The organism is Litorilituus sediminis (genome assembly GCF_004295665.1).
GTDB lineage: Bacteria > Pseudomonadota > Gammaproteobacteria > Enterobacterales > Alteromonadaceae > Colwellia > Colwellia sediminis.
In genome coordinates this window covers 32,346-57,679 of record NZ_CP034759.1, presented here as the reverse complement: position 1 = coordinate 57,679, position 25,334 = coordinate 32,346, and the positions used below count along the sequence as shown (strand labels likewise).

Below are 25,334 nucleotides of genomic sequence, written 5' to 3'. Positions count from 1 at the left end.
TTGTCGCCATTTAACTTTAGATGCTATTAACAACTAGTTACATCTTACAAATTAAGTCAACGCTAGCCTTTGTAACCCGTCGCTACCAAATAAACTTCCCGAGAACGCGCTCTTGATGACTCTGGCTTTCGCGTTTTAACTGTCTTAAATACAGACCTGACTTCTTTCATATATTGTTCAAAGCCCGCCCCTTGAAAGACTTTCACCACAAATGCGCCATTAGCTTTTAAGACATGACTACACATATCTAATGCTAGCTCGACTAAATACATGCTGCGCGCTGAGTCAGCACTTTCATTCCCTGTCATATTAGCGGCCATATCAGACATAACTACATCAATATTTTTACCATTAATACGCGTTAATAAGGCATCAAGCACGGCTTCTTCGCGAAAATCACCTTCAAGAAAGTCAACGCCGGCAATGGCATCCATAGGTAAAATATCACAGGCAACCACTTGGCCATTATCGCCAACCACTTTACTGGCATATTCTGACCAACCGCCAGGTGCAGCACCTAAATCAACCACCTTCATACCCGGTTTGATCAATTTGTCTTTATTGTTAATTTCTTCAATTTTAAAAACAGCACGAGAGCGCAAACCAAGCTTTTGTGCCTTTTTAACATATTCATCATCAAAGTGTTCGTCTAACCAGCGTTGACTACTAACCGTGTGTTTTTTCTTACTCATGAATATTTAATTACCCAAGTATTAGTATTAATCACTAGATAAGGGTAAAATAGTGATAATTCAAGCCAACTTGTTATGAAATTTTCAAATGAACCTAAATAAAAAACAAATTCAATTCCTAAAAGGCGAAGCTCATTCGCTTAAACCTGTAGTATTACTAGGCAGCAATGGCCTAACAGAAGCTGTTGTTGCAGAAATCGACTATGCGTTAAACCATCACGAATTAATTAAAGTTAAAATTCCAACCGATGATAGAGACACTAAAGCCCTTATTGTTGAAGCTATTTGTCGTGAAACTGGCGCAACTAAAGTGCAAGTTATTGGTAAAACTTTAGTTATTTATCGTCAAAGTGAAGAGAAGAAAATAAGCATTCCTAAGCTATAACGTCTTTGTGCTTTCCTTGCTAACCTTAGTGAGGAAAGCAGCGTTTATGACAATTTTATTATATTTACTCAATGGCTTATACCAAATCGCACCTAGGCCAATAAAACTATTATAACCCGCTGTTTTAATTGAAAAATTCATATTCATTCGTTTGCATTTGCCCACACCTGTAATACACGCTAGATCCCCACAGCTCAAAGCAACTAAAAATACTAAAATACTGCATATCAACCACACAGCATAACTCTTTGATATTATTTAACAATCAGCCAAAAGACTTTAAAATCATATCGCTTAATAAGCACATAATAATTTTAGAAATGGAAGTCTAATTAGCTGGTATAGCTTTGCTAGTCTAGCAAAAGCTCATCACTGAACGGCTTTAAACATTTCAATAGTGAACATCTAAGAACATGTCATCTAAAAGTAGTTAACACACCCGTTAACTGAGTTTTTAATACATATTTAGGTTAATATAATGTTTAAACAATTAATTATCGCAAGTGCAATCTCTGCTGCGCTTTTCCCGCTTGCTAATGCAGAGCAATTATCACCATCCAAGCAAGTTGAGCAAAAAACTCCTCAAACAAAGCGCTTTATTGTTAAGCTGTTGCCCAACAAGGCCAAAAATAAGCAAGAAGCACTTAACGCAAAAACCAATCCCCTTTCTTATCAGGGAAAAAGTAAGCTCAAATTCAAGCGAAAACTTGCGTCAGGAGATTATCTTGTTGAAGCAGAAAATTTCTCTTCACTTCAAAATACTATTGAGGATTTAAACCTTAATGGCCAAGTACTGGCAATTGAAGAAGATGAGTTAGTTTACTCTCACTTGCTTCCAGATGATCATTATGCCGCTAGCATGTACAGTATTGAAAACAGTTATCGCGGTATCAATGCCATTGATGCCTGGGATTTATCCCAAGGTGAGCAAATCAATATTACCATTTTAGATACTGGCTTTACCGATCACCCCGATACACGTGAGCGCACTATCAATGGTTACGACATGATCAGCTATACATCTTTGTCTAACGATGCTGATGGACGCGACAGTGATGCCCGCGACCCAGGTACTGGCATAGGTTGCAGCAATAAAAACAGTGGTTGGCATGGTACCCATGTTGCTGGCATTGCCGGAGCCAGTATTAACAATCAAATTGGCGCTATGGGTATAGCCCCCAAAGCAAATTTAGTACACGTAAGAGTTTTAGGGCAATGTGCTACAGGTTATCGCTCAGATATAATTGATGGCATTTATTGGGCAGCAGGTAAAAAAGTAGATGAATTACCGCTTAACCCAAATCCGGCGAAAGTCATCAACTTAAGTCTTGGCGGTGCAAGTGCTTGTGGTAGCTATCAAGCAGCGATTGACTACGCTATCGCGCAAGGAGCGAGCGTAGTAGTCTCAGCTGGCAATAATAACCTTGATGCCAGTCAACAATCGCCGGCTAATTGTCAAGGTGTTATTACCGTTGCTGCAAGTGATAATAGTGGCGACAAGGCCAGTTATTCCAACTATTCGCCGTTAGGGGAAGCCGTAGATATCACAGCACCAGGTAGCAGTATTATTGCACCAGTAAACACAGGCACGAATGGACCAATAGCATCAGGTTATGGTTATAAAAGCGGTACTAGTATGGCTGCGCCTCAGGTGGCTGGTGTTATTGCGCTTATGCTGGAAAAACAACCTGAATTAACGCCAGCAGAAGTAAAAAGCATCTTAACAGAAACTGCGGATCAATTTGCTCCATACAGCCAGTGTAATACAGAGCAGCCCATATGTGGCGCAGGTTTAGTCAATGCTTTAGCGGCAATAGAGAAAGCAAATGAACTAAAAGGCTCACCAGCAATTGTTTTAGAAAACGCACAAGCCATCAGTATTTCAGGTCAAGAAGGAGAAGAGTTAGCGTACCAATTCAGCGCGCCTTCAGGTGCTGATACCGTGTCAATATCACTGTCTGCGGGTACTGGTGATGCCGATCTATATGTAAAAAAATCAGGTCAAGCGACAGTAAACAATTACGACTGCCGCCCTTGGTTAACGGGAAACAATGAAAGCTGTACGCTATCAGGTCAAGGCGAGTATTCAATATTAGTTAGGGGCTATAATCAATTTGCTCAAGTAAACCTAGTGGCCAGCTATCAAGAGCAAGCGCCAGAAAATGCCATTGAACTGCACAATAACCAAGCACATTGGGATATTAGCGGTAGCTATCACGAAGAAATTGTTTTTTATGCCGACGTACCAACAAATATAACCGGCTTATGGGTGCAAACCTGGGGTGGTAGCGGTGATGCCGACTTGTGGGTAAAAAAATCATCACTACCAACAAAGGAAGATCACGACTGCTTTGCCTCAACACCGGGTAATGAAGAAACCTGCACGCTTTCCCCTGCTGCTGGTAGATATTATATTAAGGTGCGTGGTTACGATAACTTTAACAATACTGCACTTCGTATTCTTTGGACAAACTAGCCTTAAGCTAAAACAAGCTAAACGCAAATAAAGAAAACCCGATAACACTTAAGTGCTATCGGGTTTTCAGACTGATGACAAAGTCCTAGACAGTAGTCTAGGACTTTGATCTAATAAAAACATGGAAAATTACAAAAATTAACCATGTTAAGAGAACCTTCCCCGCAACAACATGAACTCGAAATGGTCACGCTAGACCAGTTAGTTCCAGCCAACCATCTAGTTCGTAAACTCGATAAGTATATTGACTTTGAGTTTATTCGAGATGAAGTCAAAGACTTATATTGCACTGATAATGGTCGTCCTCCGGTGGAGCCAGTCCAGCTATTTAAAATTATGCTACTTGGGTACTTATTTGGTATTAAAAGTGAGCGCCAAATCATCAAAGACATCGAAGTAAATGTCGCGTATCGATGGTTTCTCCGCATGGGGCTTACCGAGAAAGTTATCGATGCCTCAACACTTAGTCAAAATCGTATTCGTCGTTTCAATGGCACAGATGTATTTGAACGTATATTTAATCACATCGTCCAACAAGCCATTAAACATGGTCTAGTTGGGGGCAAAGCCTTATTCACCGACAGCACACACTTAAAAGCAAACGCCAATAAACGAAAGTTCACCAACAAGCTCAAACCCGTCTCAACCAGTGCCTATATTAAGCAAATCAACAAAGCTGTGGAGGCAGACCGTAAAGCGGCTGGAAAAAAGCCACTCAAGGATAAAGGCTATTGTGAGATAAAGCGGAATAAGGTAAGTAAAACCGATAGTGATAGCGGTTATATGCACCGAGATGAAAAGCCAAAAGGTTTTTTCTACCTAGACCACAGAACCGTAGATAACGACTATAACATTATTGTAGATACGCATATTACGCCAGGTAATGTCCACGATTCTCAACCATACATTGCTCGCCTTGATGCCATTGAAAATCGCTTTGCACTATCCCCTGAATTTGTTGGTATTGATGCAGGCTACTTCACAGCGCCCGTCTGTTTTAATCTGGAACAACGTAACATCCAAGGGGTGTTTGGTTACCGTCGTCCTTCACGAACGAAGAATGCCATTAAGAAAAAGCACTTCAAATACGACGAGAAAGCAGATACGTATACCTGCCCGCAAGAGCAAACGTTAATCTACTCGACCACCAGTCGAGAGGGTTACCGAGAATATCATTCTGACCCCAAGGTATGCGTTAATTGCCCTCAATTAAAAGATTGCACTAAGAGTAAAAGTCATAAGAAAGTGATAACACGCCACGTAATGGCTGCGAGTCAAGATCGGGCTAATGAATTTCGCTTAACAAGCCTTGGTAAATACCTTTACAAACGACGATGCGAAACCGTTGAAAGAAGTTTTGCTGATGCAAAGCAACACCATGGTCACAGGTATGCAAGATACCGAGGTAAGCATAATGTTCAAATGCAAGCATATATGGCTGCGGCAGCACAAAATATGAAGAAGATAGCAATGACGCTATCAAATATTCCCCAAATAATGGCAATCTAAAAAGGATAGCCCTTTAAAAGCTCAATTCGAGACATTAACACGCCAAATAGGGAAGATAAGCCCCAAACAAGTCCAGAAAAACCAAATAAAATAGAAAAGACGTGGCTAGAAAAATATCGAGATCGCAGCCTACGGCTGCTCATAAAAGACAAACCCCGAACAGAATGACGGGGTTTGTCAGTAATCTGAAAACCCGATAACACTTAAGTGCTATCGGGTTTTAACTGAAAATATAGCGCAGATTTCGCTATTACTTAACCTCAGATTTGCATAATAAATAGTGCTGAATCGAACAAAGTCAATAAGTTATAGCTGCTTATGTGAAGCTTAGCTTACTTATCTTTGCTCTCTTCTACATGCGTTACGACTTTTTGTACCAGCTTAACACGGCCTGCATCAACCAGTGCTTGCCTTAATACATATTCAATTTGCGCATTAAGACTTCTTAGCTCATCGTCAGACCAACGCTGCATGGCCGATAAAACATCAGGATTAATTCTTAACGGATAACTTTTTTTAGCTGCCATAAAAGCCTCCTTTTTACCGAGCTTTCATCAATATAATGAGCCAGCATTGACAATAGGTTGGGTATTTTGGTCGCTACACAAAACCACCAACAAATTACTGACCATAGTAGCTTTACGCTCTTCATCCAATTCAACAATTTGCTTAGCAGAAAGCTGTGTAAGTGCCATATCGACCATGCCAACAGCACCATCAACAATTTTACTACGCGCAGCAATAATCGCTTGCGCCTGTTGTCTTTGCAACATAGCATTAGCGATTTCAGGTGCATAAGCTAAATGACTAATACGCGCCTCATGTACCTTAACACCCGCTTTTTCTAATCGTTGCTGAATTTCATTTTTTAGCGCTTCAGAGACTTCTTGTGGGTGGCTTCTCAGGGCAACTTCATCACCATCATGTTGATCATAAGGATAGCTTATCGCCATATTTCTCAAAGCAGATTCACTTTGTATGTTAACAAAGCTAATGTAATCATCGACTTCAAATACCGCTTCTGCCGTATCATCCACCGACCAAACCACCACAGTAGCGATTTCAATTGGGTTACCGTGATTATCATTGACCTTCATTTGGTTAGATTCAAAGTTACGAATTCTAAGAGAAATATTCTTGCGAATAAAAAAGGGAATGCTCCATTGCAAACCGTTATTTTTCACCGTGCCAACATAACTGCCAAAGAAAGTCATCACTTTCGCTTGATTAGGCTGAACCATAAAAAATCCTGGTAAGGATAAAATAACCAAAGCAAAAATAGCAAAAGTAGCAAAGCCAACTTGCGCAGTAATTACCTCGGTAACTAAATAACCAACAACGAGCAGCAAGATCACAAAGGCAACAAAACCATTGAGTGAAAAGCCTTTTTTCTCTTTCAAACCTTGACTAGACATAATGTTCTCCTTAAACACAAAAATGATATCAAAGTGATATCACAAGAATATATCCTCACTTTCATTAATTTGCAAGTCATGATCAGTGTCGAAATGCGGCAAAAGTGTTAACTCCCCTAGCGCAAATTAAAAAATCTATCGCTTTGATAAAAAAATATATGTTTTCTTCTTACTAAGTTTCCACTACATTGCACAAAATTATTCATTGAGCATCTTCCCATGGAATTTAATCCAAATTTAAAATTAATGGTAACGATTGGGCTAATTATTCTAGCCAGCATTTTAAAAGTCGTTGTCAGCAACTTTTTAAAAAAGAAATACCGAAAAAAAGGCGTAGATAAGCGCTATTTGGTCAATAATATTCGCAATGCCATCAATCTCATTTTGCTGGTGTTTTTAATGTTGCTCTGGAGTAATGAGTTACAACGATTTGCCCTATCTATTGCGGCGTTTGTTGTTGCCATTGTTATTGCCACCAAAGAAATAATTCAATGCTTTATAGGCTTTATTTACCTGTCTACCAGTGCGCCTTTTAGAATTGGCGATTGGATAGAGGTTAATGAGACTTGTGGTGAAGTTTCAGCAGTGGATTGGGCTAAAGTGACTTTGCTAGAAATTGATACTAAAAATTATGCCTATACGGGAAAAACTATTTACTTACCCAATAGTTTGCTAATGCTGCAATCAATTCGCAACATGAACTTTATGCGACGCTATGTAAATCACTCCTTTACTATCGTGCGAGAAGATAAAGGCATAATGCCAATTGATTTAATACATTCACTTAAACAAAAAGCGGATGATTATTGTAGTGGCTTTAAGGATGTCGCTGAACGTTATAATGCCTTAATTGAAAACAGACTTGATGTGAAAATAGCAGGGCCGGAGCCAAGTGTAAAAGTATCAACAACAGATTTAGGTAAAATAAAAATCTCTTTTAGCATCTTTTGCCCGACTGAAGACGCCATTGAAATAGAGCAAAAATTAACCTCAGATTTTTTCACTCTCTGGAACCATTGCAACCCTTAACCATAACTGGGCTTATTTGATTCACTCAAGATAAGCCCCTATTGATACAATAGTTCATACAAGGGTTCGGTTTAACACACACACACGCACACACGAATAATTAAGCATATGGTCTATACTAAGATTTATGGTATAGACCAAGTGAAAAAATGATTTGCTCTCTCAGCGAGAATTAAAAGGCTGAGAGGCAAGGCGCTGAATGAAAAGAATGGTTATTCCCTTGTTGAGTTCAGCAACGCAGTATATCAGCCTTTTAAACTCGCCCCTTGGGAGCTTGTCAGAGGCAAGATAACTGCGGCAGATTTGCTCAATGTAGAATAACTATATTGTCACAATATCTTTCTTGGTCTCTCACCTCTGACATAGCTCTGAGGTGACTAAAACATTATTTCAATTGGTATTAACTAAGGAGACTCAAGGAAGACTCAAATTTAATTTTCATGATGAAATGTAAAGACACTATTTTGCGCTAGCAAAGCAGTGTACATGCAGTTAAGGAGTTATTTGGCTCAAGCCAACTTAAATTCATCTGGAATACAATATGAGCATTAAATACAAGATTTTACTCATTCTGTTGTTATTAGCCTTTGTCACTCATACCTTAATCACCTCTGTGTATTACATCAACTCACAAAAACTCGTTAAAAAGTTAGCCACATATCATCTAGTGTCTATGGCTAACGTACAGCAGCAAAGAATGAATGGCTTTATCGCCAGTAATATTGAAAAATTAAAGCTGATCACAAGTCGTACCCAAATGCGCCGTTCCTTCGCAAGCTATCAGCAAAATCAAAATAAAGCGCATATAACACTGATAAAAAAAATCCTTTTAGATGCCACTGAACAAGCAAAGTCTATAGAAGATATCTGGCTTTTAGATACCACAGGGAAAGTGGTGGTTTCCGGCCAAGGGCATAACCTAAACAGATCGTATTCCAATCATCCTTTATTCTTAAATGCTAAAAAGTCGACCTCAGCTAACTTATTGCTCAATGAACGCGAAGGTCAAGTTCCCACCATTATTTTTTCTGCGCCACTATACCTTGAACAGCAACTGCTAGGTGTGGTGGCTATGCAAGTAAATATGGAGCTGTTGTTCGAGTTTCTTAGAGATTACAGTGGTCTAGGTAAAACAGGCGAAGTGCTTATGGCGACCGAGTCATCTCAAGGTAATATACTCTTTTTTACTCCCCTTCGCTTTGAGCACTTTCCGCAGCTATTTAACCGCAATAGTGCAATCGCTAGTTTATACAAAACAGAGCGCTCAGAGTCTCATGATGAGTTACTTATCACAAATGATTATCGCAATGAAACTGTGTATGCCATCAGTCACTTTTTACCCGAATTAGATATCGTTATCATAGTAAAAATGGATCAAGATGAAGTGCTAAGCTTTAATAAGGAGCTACAGCAATTAATTGTTTATCTGATATTCTTTCTCATATTAGTGGTGTTAATTGCTTCGGTAATCTTAGCCCATAAAATTACCCGACCCGTTATTACCATTACCGAAGTCGCGGTCATGATCAGTCGAGGTGAGCTGAAAAAAAGGATTAATGAATACTCGGATGATGAATTAGGCAAGCTGGCTCAAGCGCTCAACACGATGGCAGATAGATTAATTAACACGAATTTAATGCTCGAAGAAAAAGTTATTGAAAAAACAGCAGAGCTACAAAAAGCAAACAAAAAACTGGAGGTAATCGCCCAAACAGATGCCTTAACAGGATTAAAAAACCGAGGCTTTTTTGATAAACAAATAGAAACTGAATGGCGAAGAAATATGCGCCTTAAAAGTCCAATGTCATTTATTTTAATCGATATAGATCACTTTAAAAGTATCAATGACAATAAAGGTCACCCTGTTGGCGATGAATATTTAAAGAAAATAGCTAACTTACTATCAAGCAGTGTACTGCGCGCAGGTGATTTACTCGCACGCTATGGTGGAGAAGAGTTTATTATTGTTTTAAATGGCACGAGTGCTGAAAACGCTATCTGTTTTGCCAATAGTATTAAGGACGGCGTGGAAAATTTACAGCTGTTAAATGAGTTTTCTAGTGTCGCCGCTGTGGTTACCGTTAGCCTTGGCGTTTGTTCCGTCACGCCACATGCAGAGATATCTATAGCTGAGTGCATTAAATGCGCTGATGAAGCCTTATATCAAGCGAAAAGAAATGGTAGGAATAAAGCCGTACTTAAATCGCTTAAATCGCCATAAACAGAACAGCTACAAACAATGCCCAGTCCTAATATAAGGGAAAGCTGTGTTAATTTATAAGGAAAAATCAAAGAAGCCCTAAATTTTCACTTAGGGCTTCTTTAATTTGCATATTAAACAACAGTTTTCAAATTAAGCAACGCGCTTAGAACTTAGATATGATCTACCGCGATAATTTCATACTCAACCAAACCACCGGGTGTTTTGATTTCTATCTCGCTATCTACTACTTTACCAATTAAGCCACGCGCTATTGGTGAATTAACCGAAATACGATTCTGCTTAATATCGGCTTCATCATCACCAACAATTTGATAGGTCACTTCTTCTTCCGTATCAATGTTAAGCAAAGTAACAGTAACACCAAAAATCACCTTACCTGTATTCGCGATTTTTGATATATCAATGATTTGCGCATTACTTAACTTACCTTCAATATCTTGAATACGGCCCTCACAAAAGCCCTGCTGCTCACGAGCAGCATGATATTCAGCATTTTCTTTTAAATCGCCGTGCTCACGAGCTTCAGCAATGGCTTCCACAATTTCAGGGCGTTTAACTGTTTTTAAATGATTTAGTTCTTCGCGCAATCTATCTGCACCTTGAACTGTCATAGGGTATTGACTCATAATTTTTCTTCTTAAACCGTGTAAATTACTTCCGAATAAAAAATACAAAGGGAATACTAGTTAATAGTATTCCCTACAAGGTATTTATTTAGCGAATGAACTAGTTACATTTATTATGTAATTCTTGAATAGAAGTAACTGTATTTCTATCATCTGCCGCGTGTGCTCGACAAGTTGCAAAAGCAGCGTTTAACGTTGTAGTGTAAGCTACTTTATAACGCAATGCACCGCCACGCAACACTTTAGAATCTTCAATCGCTTTACGACCTTCTGTGGTGTTGATGATATAGCTATACTCTTCGTTCTTAATTCTATCAAGAATATGTGGACGACCTTCATGTACTTTATTTACTAAACGTACTGGTACGTTGGCTTCACCTAGTACAATAGCTGTGCCATGAGTTGCATCTAACTCGTAACCTAATTCAACCATTTGCTTAGCAAGCTCAACTACACGTTCTTTATCACTGTTACGTACAGAGATTAACGCGCGGCCAGACTTAGGTACAGATACACCAGCACCTAAGTTAGCTTTAGCATAAGCTTCTTCAAAGGTTGAACCGACACCCATTACCTCACCCGTTGAACGCATTTCTGGGCCAACTAATGGATCACTACCGTGGAACTTGTTAAACGGAATAACCACTTCTTTTACTGAGAAGTATGGAGGAATGGTTTCTTTAGTAACGCCAAGCTCTTTTAAGGTTTTGCCTGCCATAACCTGCGCGCCAATTTTCGCTAAAGGTACAGAAGTGGCTTTTGATACAAACGGTACAGTACGAGCAGCACGTGGGTTAACTTCAATTAAGTAAACCTTGCCATCTTTAACCGCCATTTGCGTATTCATTAAGCCTACAACACCAAGCTCAAAGGCTAAGTCAGTAACTTGCTTGCGCATTACATCTTGTACTTCTTGATTTAGGCTATAAGCTGGTAATGAACAAGCTGAGTCACCTGAGTGAACACCTGCTTGTTCGATATGTTGCATAATACCGCCAACAACCACATCAGTGCCGTCACAAAGTACATCAATATCAACTTCAATGGCATCATCAAGGAAGTGATCAAGTAGTACTGGCGCTTCATTTGAAACACTTACTGCTTCGTTCATATAGCGACGTAAATCTTCAATATCATAAACGATTTCCATGGCACGACCACCTAATACGTAAGATGGACGAACAACTAATGGGAAACCAATTGTTTCAGCTTTGGCTAGTGCTTCATCTAATGACGTTACTGTCGCATTTTCAGGTTGTAATAAACCTAAACGGTCAACCGCTTGTTGGAAACGTTCTCTATCTTCTGCACGGTCAATTGCATCTGGTGAAGTACCAATAATTGGTACACCCGCCGCTTCTAAGGCACGTGCTAATTTAAGTGGTGTTTGACCACCGTATTGTACGATTACACCTTTTGGCTTCTCAATGCGAACAATTTCAAGCACATCTTCAAAGGTAATAGGCTCGAAGTATAAACGATCTGAGGTATCGTAATCGGTAGAAACAGTTTCTGGGTTACAGTTAACCATAATGGTTTCATAACCATCTTCACGAAGTGCTAATGCTGCGTGTACACAACAGTAATCGAACTCGATACCTTGGCCGATACGGTTAGGGCCACCACCTAAGATCATGATCTTGTCGTTATCTGACGGCTCTGCCTCACACTCTTCATCATAGCTTGAGTACATGTAAGCAGTATCTGAGCTAAATTCAGCAGCACATGTATCAACACGCTTATACACTGGGAAGATTTCAGCGTTATGACGTTTCTTACGTACTTCAGCTTCAGAAACACCAATAATTTCTGCTAAACGCGCATCGGCAAAACCTTTACGTTTTAACTGACGTAAGTACTCAGGTGTTAATACTTTTAAGCCACCTTCAGCAACTTTTGCTTCTTGCAGAACAATATCTTCAATTTGCACTAAGAACCAACGGTCAATCTTAGTTAAACGGAATACATCATCAACCGTTAAACCTAAACGGAATGCATCAGCTACGTACCAAATACGATCAGCACCAGCTTCTTGCAATTCGTGCATAATTTTCGTTTTAGCGCCAGGTTGTGTAACGTCAACTTGAGGATCAAAACCTGATGCACCTACTTCTAAGCCACGTAGTGCTTTTTGCATAGATTCTTGTTGGTTACGGCCAATCGCCATCACCTCACCAACAGATTTCATTTGCGTGGTTAATCTGTCTTCTGAGCCTGCAAATTTTTCAAAGTTAAAACGAGGAATCTTAGTAACAACGTAATCGATTGTTGGCTCAAATGATGCTGGTGTTGCGCCACCAGTAATATCATTTGATAATTCATCAAGGGTGTAACCTACCGCAAGTTTTGCCGCAATTTTGGCAATAGGGAAACCTGTTGCTTTTGAAGCAAGTGCAGATGAACGCGATACACGTGGGTTCATCTCAATAATGACCATACGACCTGTGTTTGGACAAACACCAAACTGTACGTTTGAACCACCGGTTTCAACACCAATCTCACGCAACACTGCAAGTGATGCATTACGCATGATTTGGTATTCTTTATCTGTTAAGGTTTGCGCTGGTGCAACAGTAATTGAGTCACCGGTGTGAATACCCATAGGGTCGAAGTTTTCAATCGAACAAATGATGATACAATTATCATTTTTGTCACGAACCACTTCCATTTCGTACTCTTTCCAACCAATTAATGATTCATCAATCAATAATTCATTGGTTGGTGATAAATCTAAACCACGGGTACAAATGGTTTCAAATTCTTCTTGGTTATAAGCGATACCGCCACCCGTACCACCCATAGTAAATGATGGGCGAATAATACATGGGAAGCCAATACGTGACGCTGTATCTTTTGCTTCTTCCATTGAGTGTACAATTTCAGCACGTGGACATTCTAAACCAATGTTTTTCATCGCTTGGTCGAAACGCTCACGGTTTTCTGCTTTATCAATAGCATCTGCCGTTGCACCAATCATTTCAACGCCAAACTCTGCTAATACACCGTTAGATTCTAACTCTAGTGCACAGTTAAGCGCTGTTTGACCACCCATAGTTGGTAATACCGCACATGGACGTTCTTTTTCAATAATCTTGCGAACTACTTCCCAGTGAATTGGCTCAATGTATGTCGCATCAGCCATTTCCGGGTCTGTCATAATCGTTGCAGGGTTTGAGTTAACTAAGATAACTCGGTAGCCTTCTTCACGAAGTGCTTTACAGGCTTGTGCGCCTGAATAGTCAAACTCACACGCTTGACCAATTACAATAGGACCAGCACCTAAAATTAAGATACTTTTTATGTCATTACGTTTTGGCATAGTTTTTCGTCTCTCTTATAGGTTTATTAAGCTTTATACTGTTTAATTAAATCGATGAAATGGTCGAACAATGGCGCTGCATCGTGTGGACCTGGGCTTGCTTCTGGGTGACCTTGGAAGCTAAATGCTGGTTTATCTGTACGGTGAATACCTTGAATAGTGCCGTCAAATAATGAGTTATGGGTCACTTTTAAGTTGTCAGGCAAGTTGTTTTCATCTACAGCAAAACCGTGGTTTTGTGCGGTGATCATCACGACATTACGCTCGTGATCTTTAACCGGGTGGTTACCGCCATGATGACCAAACTTCATCTTGATTGTATTAGCACCACTTGCTAAGCCAAGTAATTGATGACCTAAACAAATACCAAATACTGGGATATCTGTTGTTAAGAATTCTTTAATTGCGGCAATAGCATAATCACATGGCTCTGGGTCACCTGGGCCATTTGATAAGAAAATACCATCTGGGTTTAACGCTAATACATCAGCTGCAGGGGTTTGTGCTGGTACAACCGTTAGCTTACAGCCTCTGTCTACTAACATGCGTAAGATGTTGCTCTTAGCACCAAAGTCATAAGCGACTACGTGATAATCATAGCTTTCAGGGGTAATGAAACCTTTACCTAGCTGCCAACTACCTTCAGTCCACTCAAAGTTTTCTTTTGTTGATACAACTTTCGCTAAATCCATACCTTTAAGGCCTGGGAATGCTTTTGCTTGCTCAAGGGCTTTTTCTTGCGCGGCTTGTAAACCTTCTTCACTGCTATCATCAATAGTTAAGATACAACCATTTTGCGCACCTTTTTCACGAAGTAAACGTGTAAGTTTACGGGTATCAATATCGGCAATACCTAAAATATTATTAGCAACTAGGTATTCACTTAAGCTTTGTTCGTTACGGAAGTTACTGGCTAGTAATGGTAAATCACGAATAACAAGGCCTTTAGCATAAATGCTAGAAGACTCTCTATCTTCTGTATTTGTACCCGTATTACCAATATGCGGATAAGTCAGCGTGATAATTTGTTCTGCATAAGAAGGGTCGGTTAAAATTTCTTGGTAGCCCGTCATTGAAGTGTTAAACACCACTTCACCAACAGCCGCCCCTTGTGCACCGATTGCGGTACCTTTAAATACAGTGCCATCTTGTAGCACTAAAATAGCAGATATAGCCAATGTAACCTCCAAAAAGAAGAAGAATTTTAATAAGTCAGTTCAGTTTTCAGCCAAACAACCTATTAAGCGCAAAATTCATTTGTGCGATATTTTATGAATAAAACAGCACACATAAAAAATGCCAAAAACGTAGCAATTCGATAAAGAAAGGTAAATTTTTGACAAAATCCACTTATTTTACGCTTACAACTCTCATTCGTCCAGTAAAAAATGTAAAAACTAGCTCTTTTATGTAATTTTGTTTTCAAACCATCAAAAGTTATAGTTATCTATAGCAAAATCAGCAAAAGAGTCGATATAAAGCCTAAAAAACTACATTATTAGTCTTTTAAACCTAAAACATCTTGCATGTCGTAAAAACCAGCATCGGCTTCACTTAACCAAAATGCTGCGCGCATTGCGCCAAGGGCAAAGGTCATACGAGAGCTTGCTTTATGAGTTATCTCTAACCTTTCGCCTAAATCAGCAAAAAAGGCAGTATGTTCACCCACAATATCCCCTGCTCGTACGGTTGCAAAACCTATGGTTTCTCTGTCTCTTTCCTCTGTTATACCTTCACGGCCATAAACCGCACATTTGTTTAGGTCTCGCCCTAAGGTATCAGCAATAACTTGCCCCATTTTTACCGCGGTGCCAGAAGGCGCATCTTTTTTGAATCTATGATGCGCTTCAAAAATTTCTATATCAGTATAGTCGCCAATTGCTTTTGCGGTAACTTCAAGTAGCTTAAACATTAAATTAACACCGACACTGGTGTTAGGCGCTAAAATCACAGGAACAGTTTCACCCGCTGCTTTTATTTGCGCTACTTGCTCATCATTAAAACCTGTTGTACCTATCACTAGGGCTTTATTATGCTGCTGACACCAAGTGAGATTTTCTAAAGTTGTTTCAATGCTAGTAAAGTCAATCAATACGTCAGCTTCTGTTAATTGAGCAAGCTCAGTTGAGGTTTTAATACCGATAGCGCCAATACCAGCAAGTTCACCTAGATCAAAATCAACAAAAGATGAACTCGCGCGCACACTACCACCAACAAGCTCAATACTTTGATGCTCATGTGCTGCTTGAATTAAATTACGTCCCATGCGGCCACTACAGCCTAAAATTGCAACTTTTACTTTCATTATGTTCTCTATTTATTAGGTGTTATTAGTTATCAGGTTAACTTAATACGAGTGAATGCTCTAACATCAAGGAATTACTCAACTCATGCGAAGCAACATTGATTATTTTTAGCGAATCACCAATTTGTAAAACATGATAAACGGCAGCAAAATCAGCGAATATCTGCTCATTTTCATCGATAAATACCCAGTCAATACACACTAAGCAGATGTTGTCGCTTACCATTTGATAATTCGCTTTCTGTGCTAAAGTTTTTTGCGTATTAGCCTCTTTTAACTGACTAAATATAGCTAAAAATTCTTGTTGGCACTGTTGCGCTGTATTAATAAACACTAAATTATCAGGCGTATTAAGGGTACAAGGCAGGTGGTAGCACTGAGTAACGCCATCAAGATCGTAACCTCTAAAGGCATTTAAATAATGTTGAAACAAATGCTGCAATTTATTTTCTATCATAGTTTTCTATAACTAATAACCAATATGTTTGCTCAAAAAAAAGCCCTCAATTGAGGGCTTTTAAAAACTGATATTATTTGACGCTTAATAACTCAACGTCGAATACTAACGTAGCATATGGAGGGATAGCACCCTGAGAGCCACGCTCACCGTACGCTAAGTTATAAGGAATAGTTAAACGGTACTTTGAACCTTCAGTCATTAATTGTAATGCTTCAGTCCAACCAGCAATAACACCTTTTACAGGGAACTCAGCAGGTTGACCGCGCTCAACAGAGCTATCGAATACATCACCGTTAGTGAATGTACCGTGGTAATGAACGCTTACCGTGCTATCTGCAGTTGGCTTAGCACCGTCACCTTCAACAATCACTTCATATTGTAAGCCAGACTCAGTTACTGTTACTTCATCACGCTTAGCATTTTCTGCTAAGAAAGCTTCGCCTTCAGCAGCAGCTGCTTTTGCTAACTCTTGCTCTTGCTCTTGTAATTTCTTAGAAACAACAGAGAAAGCTTCGTTTAATGCTTCTTCAGACACTTGGCTTGCAGCATTTGCTAATGCATCAGCGATACCTGCTTGTACCGCAGCAACATCAAACTCTTTAAAAGGGTTGTTACGTAATTGGTCACCTAATTGACGACCTACACCGTAGCTTACACGTTGCTCGATAGATTCAAATTTGTTATCAGACATAATTACTCTATAAGTTAACTGTTTTAAAATTGCGGCGATTCTAGCACAAATGATCATCATGCTGTAGTGCTCTAAGCTAAGTAAATGCAGATTCATGAAATAATTTACTAGCCACTCATTACTGGCCACCTAGCATTTAGCCATCTAAACATCTATATTGACAAAACGATGTTTACTTCTATAATGCCTAAACTGACTTTATTAGCTACCTGCGCACGTGCAGTAACACTAACAATAATGGAGATACTGCATGAGTTTAACAAGCGCACCAGTGCAGGCAACACAAGCAACTAACAAGCTAACAGCACTGATCCCTTTTGCGGTATTTTTAATACTCTTTTTAGGTACAGGCATTATTTTAACCCTACAAGGTGTTGAGTTTGCCTTTTATCAACTACCAGCAAGCATTGCCATTATTCCAGCAATCTTTGTCGCTATCTATTTAGGAAAACGCTCATCAGGTAGTACGGTTGAAAAGCAAATAGCGCAATTTATCGCCGGTGCAGGTCACAGCAACATAGTCACCATGTGTATTATTTATTTGCTTGCCGGTGCATTTGCCGTAGTAGCGAAAGCAACGGGCAGTGTTGATACCAGCGTGCAGCTTGGCCTAGCGGTTTTTCCTGATTATTTATTACTGCCAGGGCTATTTATTGTTGCTGCCTTTTTATCAACCGCCATGGGCACATCTATGGGAACCATTGCTGCGATTGCGCCAATTGCCTTAGGCTTTATCGAATCAACCCAGCTTGATGCCGCACTAGTTGCTGGCTGTTTATTATCTGGTGCTATTTTTGGCGATAACTTATCAATTATTTCTGATACCACTATTGCCTCAACACGCAGCCAAGGCGCCCATATGAAAGACAAATTTAGAGTGAATTTCAAATTTGCTATTCCTGCGGCGCTGCTATGCTTAGTTATTTTTACTGTGCTAGGTGAAAGCGTACCGCACGAATTAAAATCTGATACCGCATTAATTGGTTTACTTCCTTACGTGGTCATTTTAGCGTTAGCATTAATGGGCGTGAATGTTTTTGTGGTATTAACTTTAGGTATTATTTTAGCGGCGGCCATTGGCATGTATTCTAATGGCTATCAATTATCAGCTTGGGTAAGTGATATCAACAAAGGTTTTGCTAGTATGCAAGACATCTTTATTTTATCGCTATTTATTGGTGGCTTAAGTGAGCTAGTACGTCAGCAAGGTGGATTAACGGCGCTAACCAAAGCCATAGAAAAGCTTGCCGCTAAATTAAGCCCTAACAATGAAAAGCGCGCTGCTGGTTTTGGCATTGCTGGCCTAGCCTTCGTTTGCAACTTTTTTACCGCCAACAATACCGTTTCTATTATTGTAACGGGTGATACTGCCAAAAACTTAGCGAAGGATGGTCAATTAACACCTGCACAATCAGCAAGCTTATTAGATATCTTTGCCTGTATTAACCAAGGCCTATTACCTTATGGTGCTCAAGCCTTATTGCTTGGGGCTACCTTGCATATTTCGCCGCTTTCGGTTGCTAGCCATGCCTTCTACCCGATAATCTTATTTTTCGTCGCTGGCTTTGCCTTTTGGCGACTAACTAACAAATAAGCTAATAAAAGAAATAACATTGCCTAGTTACCGCTAGGCAATTTATCGCTATACTCAAAGTATGAAGCTGTACTTTTCCCCAAGTTTATTTCACCTGATCGCTAAAAACACTGCGCACTTTCGTTGGCGTTTACTGTGTTGGAGCAGCGCATTACTTACCCTATTTGTGCTGTTGCAAAGTCAAGTCAGCAGCTACACGCCAAGCGCTTTGGTATTATTAGCACTGCTGATTTTATCAATAGGACTGCAATTTTTGGTATGTAGCGCATTTATCTTTTTCTTTTTACAGTTACCCTCAAAAAAGCTTGCCGCTACGATGAATAGTAAAGATAAAGAGTCCAGGTATTGGTTGACCTTATATAAAGTCGTGGAATGGTGTGAGGCAACACTGTTTTTTATTTTATTGCCTCTCCCGTGCTTAATGTTTTTTTATGCCATTTTTGTCGTGCTTCGCGCCAGTTAACCTGAACTCGGTGTAAGAGGTTAACTATATATGGCGCTGCTTTTGTGCATACATGCCTAAAGCAAAAAATGTCGCAAAGACCACAGGTACAATATAAGCAGTTGGTACTTTCGCTAATTGCTGCGCTAAAAGACTAGTTAGCCAAACGGTTAATAAGCCATAACCAAATGCACACACTAGTACAAACACAAAGGTGCGAATAACAAAGTGCTGCCTTGCAACTAGCTTTTTAACCGCAGCATTAATTTCACTACCAAAAATCACTAAAATTGTCGCGATAATCGCGAGCGCTGCTTGATATTGATATGGTCGAAACCAAGTACCTAATTCAGTGAGCGCTTCAAGTATAACGTTTGTCATAATCGCTCCTAAACCGAAACGTTATGCTGTGCTAAAAGCGCAACTAAATCATCTTCCGTTAACACTTCAACACCTAAGTCTTGCGCCTTGGTTAATTTTGAACCCGCTTTTTCGCCAGCAACCAAATAGTTTGTTTTTTTCGACACGCTACCAGATACTTTCGCACCTAATGATTGTAGTGCTGCTTTAGCATCAGAGCGCCCCATTTGGCTTAAAGTCCCCGTTAAGACAAAGGTTTGCTCCGCTAACGGGCTAGCCATTTCAGATTTTGCAACCATATCAGGCCAAGACATCAATTCACTTAGCTGATTAGCCACCTCAAGGTTATGGCTTTCTTTAAAAAAGCTAACAATGTTTTTAGCGACAATCACACCAACATCATCAACCGCTTGTAGTGCTTCAGCGTCGGCTTGCTGTATGGCATCATAGGTTAAAAAGTGCTGAGCCAAGTTAGCCGCCGTTGCTTCACCCACCTCGCGAATACCCAAACCATAAATAAACTTAGCTAAAGTGGTTTGCTTGGACTTTTCAATGGCAGCAATGAGGTTCTCGGCAGACTTTTTGCCCATGCGCTCCATAGTACTAATTTGAATTTCGGTTAAGCTAAATAAATCAGCTGGCGTTGAAACTAACTTCTCATCAACAAGCTGCTCAACTAATTTATCACCTAAGCCCTCAACATCATGGGCTTTACGCGAAGCAAAGTGCTTAATTGCTTCTTTGCGCTGTGCAGCACAAAATAAACCTGCAGTACAGCGAAGTACGGCTTCACCTTCAGGTTTCGCCACTTTTGAATCACACACAGGGCAAGTTTCTGGAAAGATCACATCAAGGGCATCATCAGGGCGTTTATCTAATACCACACTCACTATTTGCGGAATAACGTCCCCTGCTCTTCTGATCACCACAGTATCGTGCACTTTAAGGCCTAAGCGGTTTATTTCATCTTGGTTATGTAACGTGGCATTAGATACCGTCACACCACCAACAAACACAGGCTTTAAACGCGCAACCGGCGTGATTGCGCCAGTACGCCCCACTTGAAACTCTACACCTTCAACAAGCGTTAACTCTTCTTGTGCTGGAAACTTATAGGCAGTTGCCCAACGAGGTGCTCTGGCAACAAAGCCTAGGATCGCTTGTTGAGCAATATCATCAACCTTTAATACTGTGCCATCAATTTCATAACTTAAGCTATCACGCTTTTGTAAAATATCTTGATAGAAAGCCTCACAGTCATGCTCACTTTCAAGTAAGCGTACTTCGGGGCACATAGGTAATCCTAACGCCTTAATTTGGCATAGGCGCTGATAGTGGGAATTAGAGAAAAATGATTGAATTAAATCGCTCGCCTGCTCTGTATCACTATTATATTCGCCAACAAAACCTAAACTATAGGCATAAAAGGCCAAGTTACGTTTTGCGGTAATTTTTGAATCAAGTTGGCGTAAACTACCTGCGGCAGCATTACGTGGATTAGCAAACACTTTTTCGCCACGCTTTTTCGCTTGCTCGTTTAAACTGTCAAAGCTTGCTTTGGGCATAAAAACTTCACCGCGTACTTCAACAACATGGGGGAAGTCTTTACCTAACTCACCTATCAATTTAAGTGGGATAGATTTAATGGTGCGAATATTTTCGGTGATGTTTTCACCAACACTGCCATCTCCGCGTGTTGCCGCTTGCACCAAGACCCCATCTTCATAACGTAAACTTACCGCTAAACCATCTAGCTTTGGCTCAGCACAAAAGCGAATTTTGTCATTGGTTGCTAATCTATCTTTAATTCGCTTAACAAAGGCTTGAAAATCTGCCAAATCAAAGACGTTATCCAGTGATAGCATAGGAAGTTGATGCCTTACTTGGCTAAAGGCTTTTAATGCTTGGCCACCTACTTTCTGACTAGGAGAGTCAATTGTTTTTAGCTCTGGGTTAGCCTCTTCAATACTGATCAACGCTTGCATTAATCTATCATATTCCACATCAGGCACTGTCGGCTCATCTAATACATAATATTGATGATTATATTTATTCAGTAATTGCTTTAATTCTTCTATGCGTAAGCGGCTTTGTTCTAGGTTGGCAGTTTCTTGAGACATAAGATTGTTCTTTGTATTTATTGATATGGCTCTCAACAGAGTGAGAGCCACTTTGATAGGTTTGCGATTAAGTTTTAACCTTGATTATTAGTCAACCAAGGCAATACGGCTTTTACGATCAAACTCGCGAATTTGACTAAGGTAATGCTGCTCAGTTTGCTTAGTCATCACATTACGCTTATCGTCTAAGACTTGCGCATTAAATTCTTGTGCTAATTGCTTAGCCGCTGCTAGCATTTGCTCAAACACGGCAAAGGGATCGCCAGCATTAGGTAAGGTCATAAACAAGCTGACGCCTTGGGTTGCAAAAGTTTCCATCGAGTCTAAATCAAACGATCCTGGGTTCATCATATTGGCTAAACTAAAAGTCACTTTACCATTACCCGCATTGTCTTGATGACGATGGAAAATATTCATATCACCGTACTTCATGCCTAAAGTCAGTAAACTCGGTAGTAAGGCTGCGCCCATCATTTGTTGATTGGCTGGCATCACTACAGATAAAATGATTACTTGCGGCTCTAACACTTCTTTTGCCGGCTTGTCATCAACAGAAATGCTTGGCATTGGCTCATCAATATCCCCCCCCATTAACTCATCACCAAAGTTAAAATCCATTTGGTTACGTTTTAAGGCTGCTTTTGATTGCGCTTTCTTAGCCACTTTTTTAACAGGCTTAACCTGAGGTTTTGCTTGAGTAACAGGCTCTTGATAAACAGGTTGTTCGCTTTCTTGAATGTTAACCGCTTGCTCAACACGCTGGGTTATATCATCACCCAATTCTTCTTTAGAAAAAGCTTTAGTATTTGGCTCAGCTTCATTAACCCAATCGCTTAACGTTGGCTCAGCAACGTCATTTGCCATTGTACTATGCTCAGCTAATGTCTCTGCTGTGTTAACTGTAGCCTCAACAGCTAACTCAGGGTTATTTTGCTCGATAACAGGTTCTATATGCTCATTGATAGCTTGGGTCGAATCTAGTGGTGTTGATGTAACAATATCATCTATTGTTGAGGTTTCATTGTCATTTAAGCTTGGTTCTACTGCTTTTTTACTTACTTTTACTTGACCGACACCATCTTGATCAAAACCTGAACCATCAAAATTACGTGTTAATGGCTCGACCTTGTCTTTACTGGTTTTTAACTTATATGGATTTTTTTGCTTTCTAATTGTCCACAAACCGTGAACAAAAATAGCACCAATCACAATGCCACTGAGGATAATTAATACGTTTCTGAAGTTATCTTCCATTGTTAAGCCTGTTTACTAACTTATTGATAATTCTTAACTGCCATCTGGGGCAATATATTAACAGCTAACTTTATCAGAATCCTTAGGATTTTGTAACAAGTTAGTGCTGTTAATCTGTTATCTAGCAATTTATACTCAAATCAGCAATATCAATGGCTTAGGATGAATTTTAAGCAATGACACAAGAACAACAATTACATCAAGCAACTAGCGGTGCAGGTTATTTTTTCAAGGGCTTTGAGCTCATAAGAAAAAAGGGGATTCGTCGTTTTGTATTTATTCCGCTGACTATTAACGTGCTGCTATTTAGTATTGCTTTTTATTTTATGTTTTTACAGTTAGAGCATTACATGGTTGCCATAATGCAATGGTTACCTTCTTGGCTAGACTGGCTAGAAGTGGTGATTTGGCCGTTAGCCGTTATCACTATATTAGTATTCTTTTCTTTTATTTTTAGTACCGCAGCCAACTGGCTTGCCGCCCCCTTTAATGGACTACTATCAGAGAAAATAGAGAGTATTCTTTCAGGAAAACCAGCACCTCAAGGTAATATGCTAGATATTGTTAAAGATGTGCCAAGAACGCTAGGTCGAGAGTGGAAAAAGCTCGCCTACTATTTACCACGAGCTATTGGCTTTTTTATCATAATGTGGATTTTGCCGGTATTTGGCCAAGTGATATGGTTTTTATTTATTTCTTGGATGATGGCAGTGCAATACAAAGATTACCCATTTGACAATCACAAAGTACCCTTTCATGAAATGAAAAACGCCTTAAAACAGCGCCAAGGGTTAAGTTATAGCTTTGGTATTACCGTGGCATTTTTTGCCATGGTACCTATTGTCAACTTAATTGTTATGCCTGTAGCCATTTGTGGTGCAACGGCATTATGGTGTGATCACTATAAGCAAGATTACGCCCGCTATTAATCAGAGCTATTTCTACACCCGAGCATACTAATTTTTTATTAAACAATTTTTTGCTAACAAATAAGCAGTTTGTTGACTACTTAGCCACTAACTGACTTTTTATCACACGACAGTCGCCTTGATGGGAAAAATCGTATATATTTAAAAAAACAGCAAAAAATCTAAGGAAGCGGTTTAAATGAACATACAACAACATGGTAAACTTTTCGCTGCTAAACGCCACGCATTAACACTAGTAGCCTTAGCCAGTATCACAAGCTTTGCCATTAGTCATAACGCTCTTGCTGTTGAAAGCCAAGAAAGTGCGAACAAGCAGGCAAGCATTGAGCTTGAGAACATCAAAGCGCCAAAAACACAGCTGGAAGTAGACATTCCCGTGCTTAAATCGGTTGCCGTTGCCAAAGAGAACGCCTTAGAAGACAAGCCAGCTGAAGCAAAAAAAGAGCCGGAAAAGCCAACTATAACTGAAGATAATGTTGAAATTCCCGAGGTAGAAGATGTCGCAGCGGTTGAAATCCCAGCAGTGCAATTAACCGGTGCTAATGCCGAAATTCCGACACACAGCGACTATCAAAACCAGTACATTCCGGTTATTGCCAACGCGCGAGTATTTGCCAACTTAACCGATGAATTACCTGCGGTTATGAATTACTTTACTGATGCTAGCGAAGAAGAAGTCATTAGCTTTTATCAACAAAGCTATGGTCAAGCGCACACGCAAGAGCGCAAACGCGGCCGTTTAACCTTAAGTTACACACAAGGCGAACAAAAAATGCGTGTGGTTATCTCAACCCAAGGTAATAAGCGCCAAGTTGATGTTCTGGTTGAAGCCAACTAAACTTTTATTTATTAAAGTATTTCTTACCGCTAAGTAGAAGCTCATCTACTTAGCTCCCCTGTGCTTACCTGTATGCAAAGTTTCTCTAGCAAACAACTTTTCTTCAAACCCCTTTGCGAAAGTGATAAAGATCTTATTATTGCGCTTTATACCAATGAAAAAACCATGCGCTTTGTTGAGCCAGCATTAACTGAAACAGTAGCGCTTAACGTGCACCAAGACTTTGTTAGAAAAAATAATCGAGAAAATTCAACCTTTAAAACCTGGGCTATTTATCAAAGTAAAATCGCTAACAACAGTAGCACATCAAAAGCCATTGGCTTTGTTGTACTTTATTCAAGCATAGGCAAACAGCAATTATCACCTGCTGAAATAGGCATTATGCTTCTACCCAAGCACAGCGGTAAAGGCATAGCAACAAAAGCGCTATCTGCCTTTTTAACTTTTTTGTTTGGGCAACTAAAATTACCTGCTATTGCCATGCGTTTTTACCCTGAAAATAAAGCTATGTGTACCATTAGTGGCAAACTAGGCTTTAGTCTAAGTAGTGATAATTTCATTAATAACAAGCAGAGTTCGGCAAACAATATGCAAGTTGCAAGCTTGTCAGCAAGGCACTGGCAAGCGCAAAAGCAACCTTCATATATACTTTAACATTTTGACCTA

The 25,334-nt window shown here is 39.8% G+C and carries 21 protein-coding genes; 9 read left to right on the top strand and 12 right to left on the bottom strand.

All coding sequences use genetic code 11. From position 1 onward, the window contains the following. Positions 1–62: 62 nt before the first annotated feature. Positions 63–692 (bottom strand): 23S rRNA (uridine(2552)-2'-O)-methyltransferase RlmE, encoded by a 630-nt coding sequence (gene rlmE, locus EMK97_RS00240; protein ID WP_130598336.1) that lies wholly within the window; start codon positions 690–692, stop codon positions 63–65. 88 nt (positions 693–780) lie between these two features. Here rlmE and yhbY point away from each other — a divergent pair, with 88 nt between their 5' ends. The 3 genes from yhbY (at position 781) to EMK97_RS00225 (ending at position 5,062) form a co-directional block, all read left to right on the top strand. After that, a complete protein-coding gene (yhbY, locus tag EMK97_RS00235) occupies positions 781–1,077 on the top strand; it encodes a ribosome assembly RNA-binding protein YhbY (RefSeq protein ID WP_130598334.1) in 297 nt (98 codons plus the stop codon). Positions 1,078–1,555: 478 nt separating this feature from the next. Continuing rightward, positions 1,556–3,553, top strand: coding sequence for a S8 family peptidase (locus tag EMK97_RS19335; RefSeq protein ID WP_130598332.1), 1,998 nt, complete (start codon positions 1,556–1,558; stop codon positions 3,551–3,553). A 144-nt stretch (positions 3,554–3,697) separates the two neighbouring features. Further along, complete coding sequence (locus EMK97_RS00225) at positions 3,698–5,062, top strand: IS1182 family transposase (RefSeq protein WP_130598330.1); 1,365 nt, start codon at positions 3,698–3,700, stop codon at positions 5,060–5,062. Positions 5,063–5,394: 332 nt separating this feature from the next. Here the strand turns inward: EMK97_RS00225 and EMK97_RS00220 are convergent, their stop codons facing one another. Then, positions 5,395–5,589 carry a type II toxin-antitoxin system antitoxin gene (locus EMK97_RS00220; protein ID WP_130598328.1) on the bottom strand — a complete coding sequence of 65 codons (195 nt, stop codon included), beginning with the start codon at positions 5,587–5,589 and terminating at the stop codon, positions 5,395–5,397. 27 nt (positions 5,590–5,616) lie between these two features. Then, a complete protein-coding gene (locus tag EMK97_RS00215; RefSeq protein ID WP_246028840.1) occupies positions 5,617–6,477 on the bottom strand; it encodes an SPFH domain-containing protein in 861 nt (286 codons plus the stop codon). A gap of 219 nt (positions 6,478–6,696) precedes the next feature. Here EMK97_RS00215 and EMK97_RS00210 point away from each other — a divergent pair, with 219 nt between their 5' ends. After that, entirely contained in the window at positions 6,697–7,506 is an 810-nt protein-coding gene (locus EMK97_RS00210) for a mechanosensitive ion channel family protein (protein WP_130598326.1), read from the top strand. A 541-nt stretch (positions 7,507–8,047) separates the two neighbouring features. Then, the gene (locus EMK97_RS00205; protein ID WP_130598324.1) at positions 8,048–9,727 is read left to right on the top strand and encodes a sensor domain-containing diguanylate cyclase; all 1,680 of its coding nucleotides are present in this window, start codon (positions 8,048–8,050) and stop codon (positions 9,725–9,727) included. A 152-nt stretch (positions 9,728–9,879) separates the two neighbouring features. Here EMK97_RS00205 and greA read toward each other — a convergent pair whose 3' ends face one another. The 6 genes from greA to bamJ all read right to left on the bottom strand — a co-directional run bounded on the left by greA (position 9,880) and on the right by bamJ (position 17,131). Next, a complete protein-coding gene (gene greA / locus EMK97_RS00200; RefSeq protein ID WP_130598322.1) occupies positions 9,880–10,356 on the bottom strand; it encodes a transcription elongation factor GreA in 477 nt (158 codons plus the stop codon). A gap of 100 nt (positions 10,357–10,456) precedes the next feature. After that, entirely contained in the window at positions 10,457–13,675 is a 3,219-nt protein-coding gene (gene carB / locus EMK97_RS00195) for a carbamoyl-phosphate synthase large subunit (RefSeq protein WP_130598320.1), read from the bottom strand. Between the two features lie 26 nt (positions 13,676–13,701). Then, positions 13,702–14,853, bottom strand: coding sequence for a glutamine-hydrolyzing carbamoyl-phosphate synthase small subunit (gene carA / locus EMK97_RS00190; protein ID WP_130598318.1), 1,152 nt, complete (start codon positions 14,851–14,853; stop codon positions 13,702–13,704). Positions 14,854–15,173: 320 nt separating this feature from the next. After that, entirely contained in the window at positions 15,174–15,980 is an 807-nt protein-coding gene (gene dapB, locus EMK97_RS00185) for a 4-hydroxy-tetrahydrodipicolinate reductase (protein WP_130598316.1), read from the bottom strand. A 37-nt stretch (positions 15,981–16,017) separates the two neighbouring features. Further along, complete coding sequence (locus EMK97_RS00180) at positions 16,018–16,437, bottom strand: hypothetical protein (RefSeq protein ID WP_130598314.1); 420 nt, start codon at positions 16,435–16,437, stop codon at positions 16,018–16,020. Positions 16,438–16,510: 73 nt separating this feature from the next. Next, positions 16,511–17,131, bottom strand: coding sequence for a BamJ family beta-barrel-assembly machinery protein (gene bamJ, locus EMK97_RS00175; RefSeq protein ID WP_130598312.1), 621 nt, complete (start codon positions 17,129–17,131; stop codon positions 16,511–16,513). A 250-nt stretch (positions 17,132–17,381) separates the two neighbouring features. Between bamJ and EMK97_RS00170 the strand changes: the two genes are divergently transcribed. Then, positions 17,382–18,725 (top strand): Na+/H+ antiporter NhaC family protein, encoded by a 1,344-nt coding sequence (locus EMK97_RS00170; protein WP_130598310.1) that lies wholly within the window; start codon positions 17,382–17,384, stop codon positions 18,723–18,725. A 487-nt stretch (positions 18,726–19,212) separates the two neighbouring features. Here EMK97_RS00170 and EMK97_RS00165 read toward each other — a convergent pair whose 3' ends face one another. From EMK97_RS00165 to zipA, 3 genes are all read right to left on the bottom strand, one after another. Next, positions 19,213–19,548 (bottom strand): DUF3392 domain-containing protein, encoded by a 336-nt coding sequence (locus tag EMK97_RS00165; protein ID WP_130598308.1) that lies wholly within the window; start codon positions 19,546–19,548, stop codon positions 19,213–19,215. Between the two features lie 8 nt (positions 19,549–19,556). After that, positions 19,557–21,647 carry an NAD-dependent DNA ligase LigA gene (ligA, locus tag EMK97_RS00160; protein WP_130598306.1) on the bottom strand — a complete coding sequence of 697 codons (2,091 nt, stop codon included), beginning with the start codon at positions 21,645–21,647 and terminating at the stop codon, positions 19,557–19,559. Between the two features lie 87 nt (positions 21,648–21,734). Then, a complete protein-coding gene (gene zipA / locus EMK97_RS00155) occupies positions 21,735–22,901 on the bottom strand; it encodes a cell division protein ZipA (RefSeq protein WP_130598304.1) in 1,167 nt (388 codons plus the stop codon). Between the two features lie 176 nt (positions 22,902–23,077). Here zipA and cysZ point away from each other — a divergent pair, with 176 nt between their 5' ends. From cysZ to EMK97_RS00140, 3 genes are all read left to right on the top strand, one after another. Further along, positions 23,078–23,830, top strand: coding sequence for a sulfate transporter CysZ (gene cysZ, locus EMK97_RS00150; RefSeq protein ID WP_130598302.1), 753 nt, complete (start codon positions 23,078–23,080; stop codon positions 23,828–23,830). Positions 23,831–24,008: 178 nt separating this feature from the next. Beyond that, entirely contained in the window at positions 24,009–24,668 is a 660-nt protein-coding gene (locus EMK97_RS00145; protein ID WP_130598300.1) for a hypothetical protein, read from the top strand. A 72-nt stretch (positions 24,669–24,740) separates the two neighbouring features. Then, the gene (locus EMK97_RS00140) at positions 24,741–25,322 is read left to right on the top strand and encodes a GNAT family N-acetyltransferase (protein ID WP_130598298.1); all 582 of its coding nucleotides are present in this window, start codon (positions 24,741–24,743) and stop codon (positions 25,320–25,322) included. The last annotated feature ends 12 nt before the right edge of the window (positions 25,323–25,334 follow it).

Excerpts from the sequence above, each read along its gene's own strand:
- rlmE (WP_130598336.1), bottom strand. The coding sequence starts at position 692 with ATGAGTAAGAAAAAACACACGGTTAGTAGTCAACGCTGGTTAGACGAA.
- yhbY (WP_130598334.1), top strand. The coding sequence starts at position 781 with ATGAACCTAAATAAAAAACAAATTCAATTCCTAAAAGGCGAAGCTCAT.
- EMK97_RS19335 (WP_130598332.1), top strand. The coding sequence starts at position 1,556 with ATGTTTAAACAATTAATTATCGCAAGTGCAATCTCTGCTGCGCTTTTC.
- EMK97_RS00225 (WP_130598330.1), top strand. The coding sequence starts at position 3,698 with ATGTTAAGAGAACCTTCCCCGCAACAACATGAACTCGAAATGGTCACG.
- EMK97_RS00220 (WP_130598328.1), bottom strand. The coding sequence starts at position 5,589 with ATGGCAGCTAAAAAAAGTTATCCGTTAAGAATTAATCCTGATGTTTTA.
- EMK97_RS00215 (WP_246028840.1), bottom strand. The coding sequence starts at position 6,477 with ATGTCTAGTCAAGGTTTGAAAGAGAAAAAAGGCTTTTCACTCAATGGT.
- EMK97_RS00210 (WP_130598326.1), top strand. The coding sequence starts at position 6,697 with ATGGAATTTAATCCAAATTTAAAATTAATGGTAACGATTGGGCTAATT.
- EMK97_RS00205 (WP_130598324.1), top strand. The coding sequence starts at position 8,048 with ATGAGCATTAAATACAAGATTTTACTCATTCTGTTGTTATTAGCCTTT.
- greA (WP_130598322.1), bottom strand. The coding sequence starts at position 10,356 with ATGAGTCAATACCCTATGACAGTTCAAGGTGCAGATAGATTGCGCGAA.
- carB (WP_130598320.1), bottom strand. The coding sequence starts at position 13,675 with ATGCCAAAACGTAATGACATAAAAAGTATCTTAATTTTAGGTGCTGGT.
- dapB (WP_130598316.1), bottom strand. The coding sequence starts at position 15,980 with ATGAAAGTAAAAGTTGCAATTTTAGGCTGTAGTGGCCGCATGGGACGT.
- EMK97_RS00180 (WP_130598314.1), bottom strand. The coding sequence starts at position 16,437 with ATGATAGAAAATAAATTGCAGCATTTGTTTCAACATTATTTAAATGCC.
- bamJ (WP_130598312.1), bottom strand. The coding sequence starts at position 17,131 with ATGTCTGATAACAAATTTGAATCTATCGAGCAACGTGTAAGCTACGGT.
- EMK97_RS00170 (WP_130598310.1), top strand. The coding sequence starts at position 17,382 with ATGAGTTTAACAAGCGCACCAGTGCAGGCAACACAAGCAACTAACAAG.
- EMK97_RS00165 (WP_130598308.1), bottom strand. The coding sequence starts at position 19,548 with ATGACAAACGTTATACTTGAAGCGCTCACTGAATTAGGTACTTGGTTT.
- ligA (WP_130598306.1), bottom strand. The coding sequence starts at position 21,647 with ATGTCTCAAGAAACTGCCAACCTAGAACAAAGCCGCTTACGCATAGAA.
- zipA (WP_130598304.1), bottom strand. The coding sequence starts at position 22,901 with ATGGAAGATAACTTCAGAAACGTATTAATTATCCTCAGTGGCATTGTG.
- cysZ (WP_130598302.1), top strand. The coding sequence starts at position 23,078 with ATGACACAAGAACAACAATTACATCAAGCAACTAGCGGTGCAGGTTAT.
- EMK97_RS00145 (WP_130598300.1), top strand. The coding sequence starts at position 24,009 with ATGAACATACAACAACATGGTAAACTTTTCGCTGCTAAACGCCACGCA.
- EMK97_RS00140 (WP_130598298.1), top strand. The coding sequence starts at position 24,741 with ATGCAAAGTTTCTCTAGCAAACAACTTTTCTTCAAACCCCTTTGCGAA.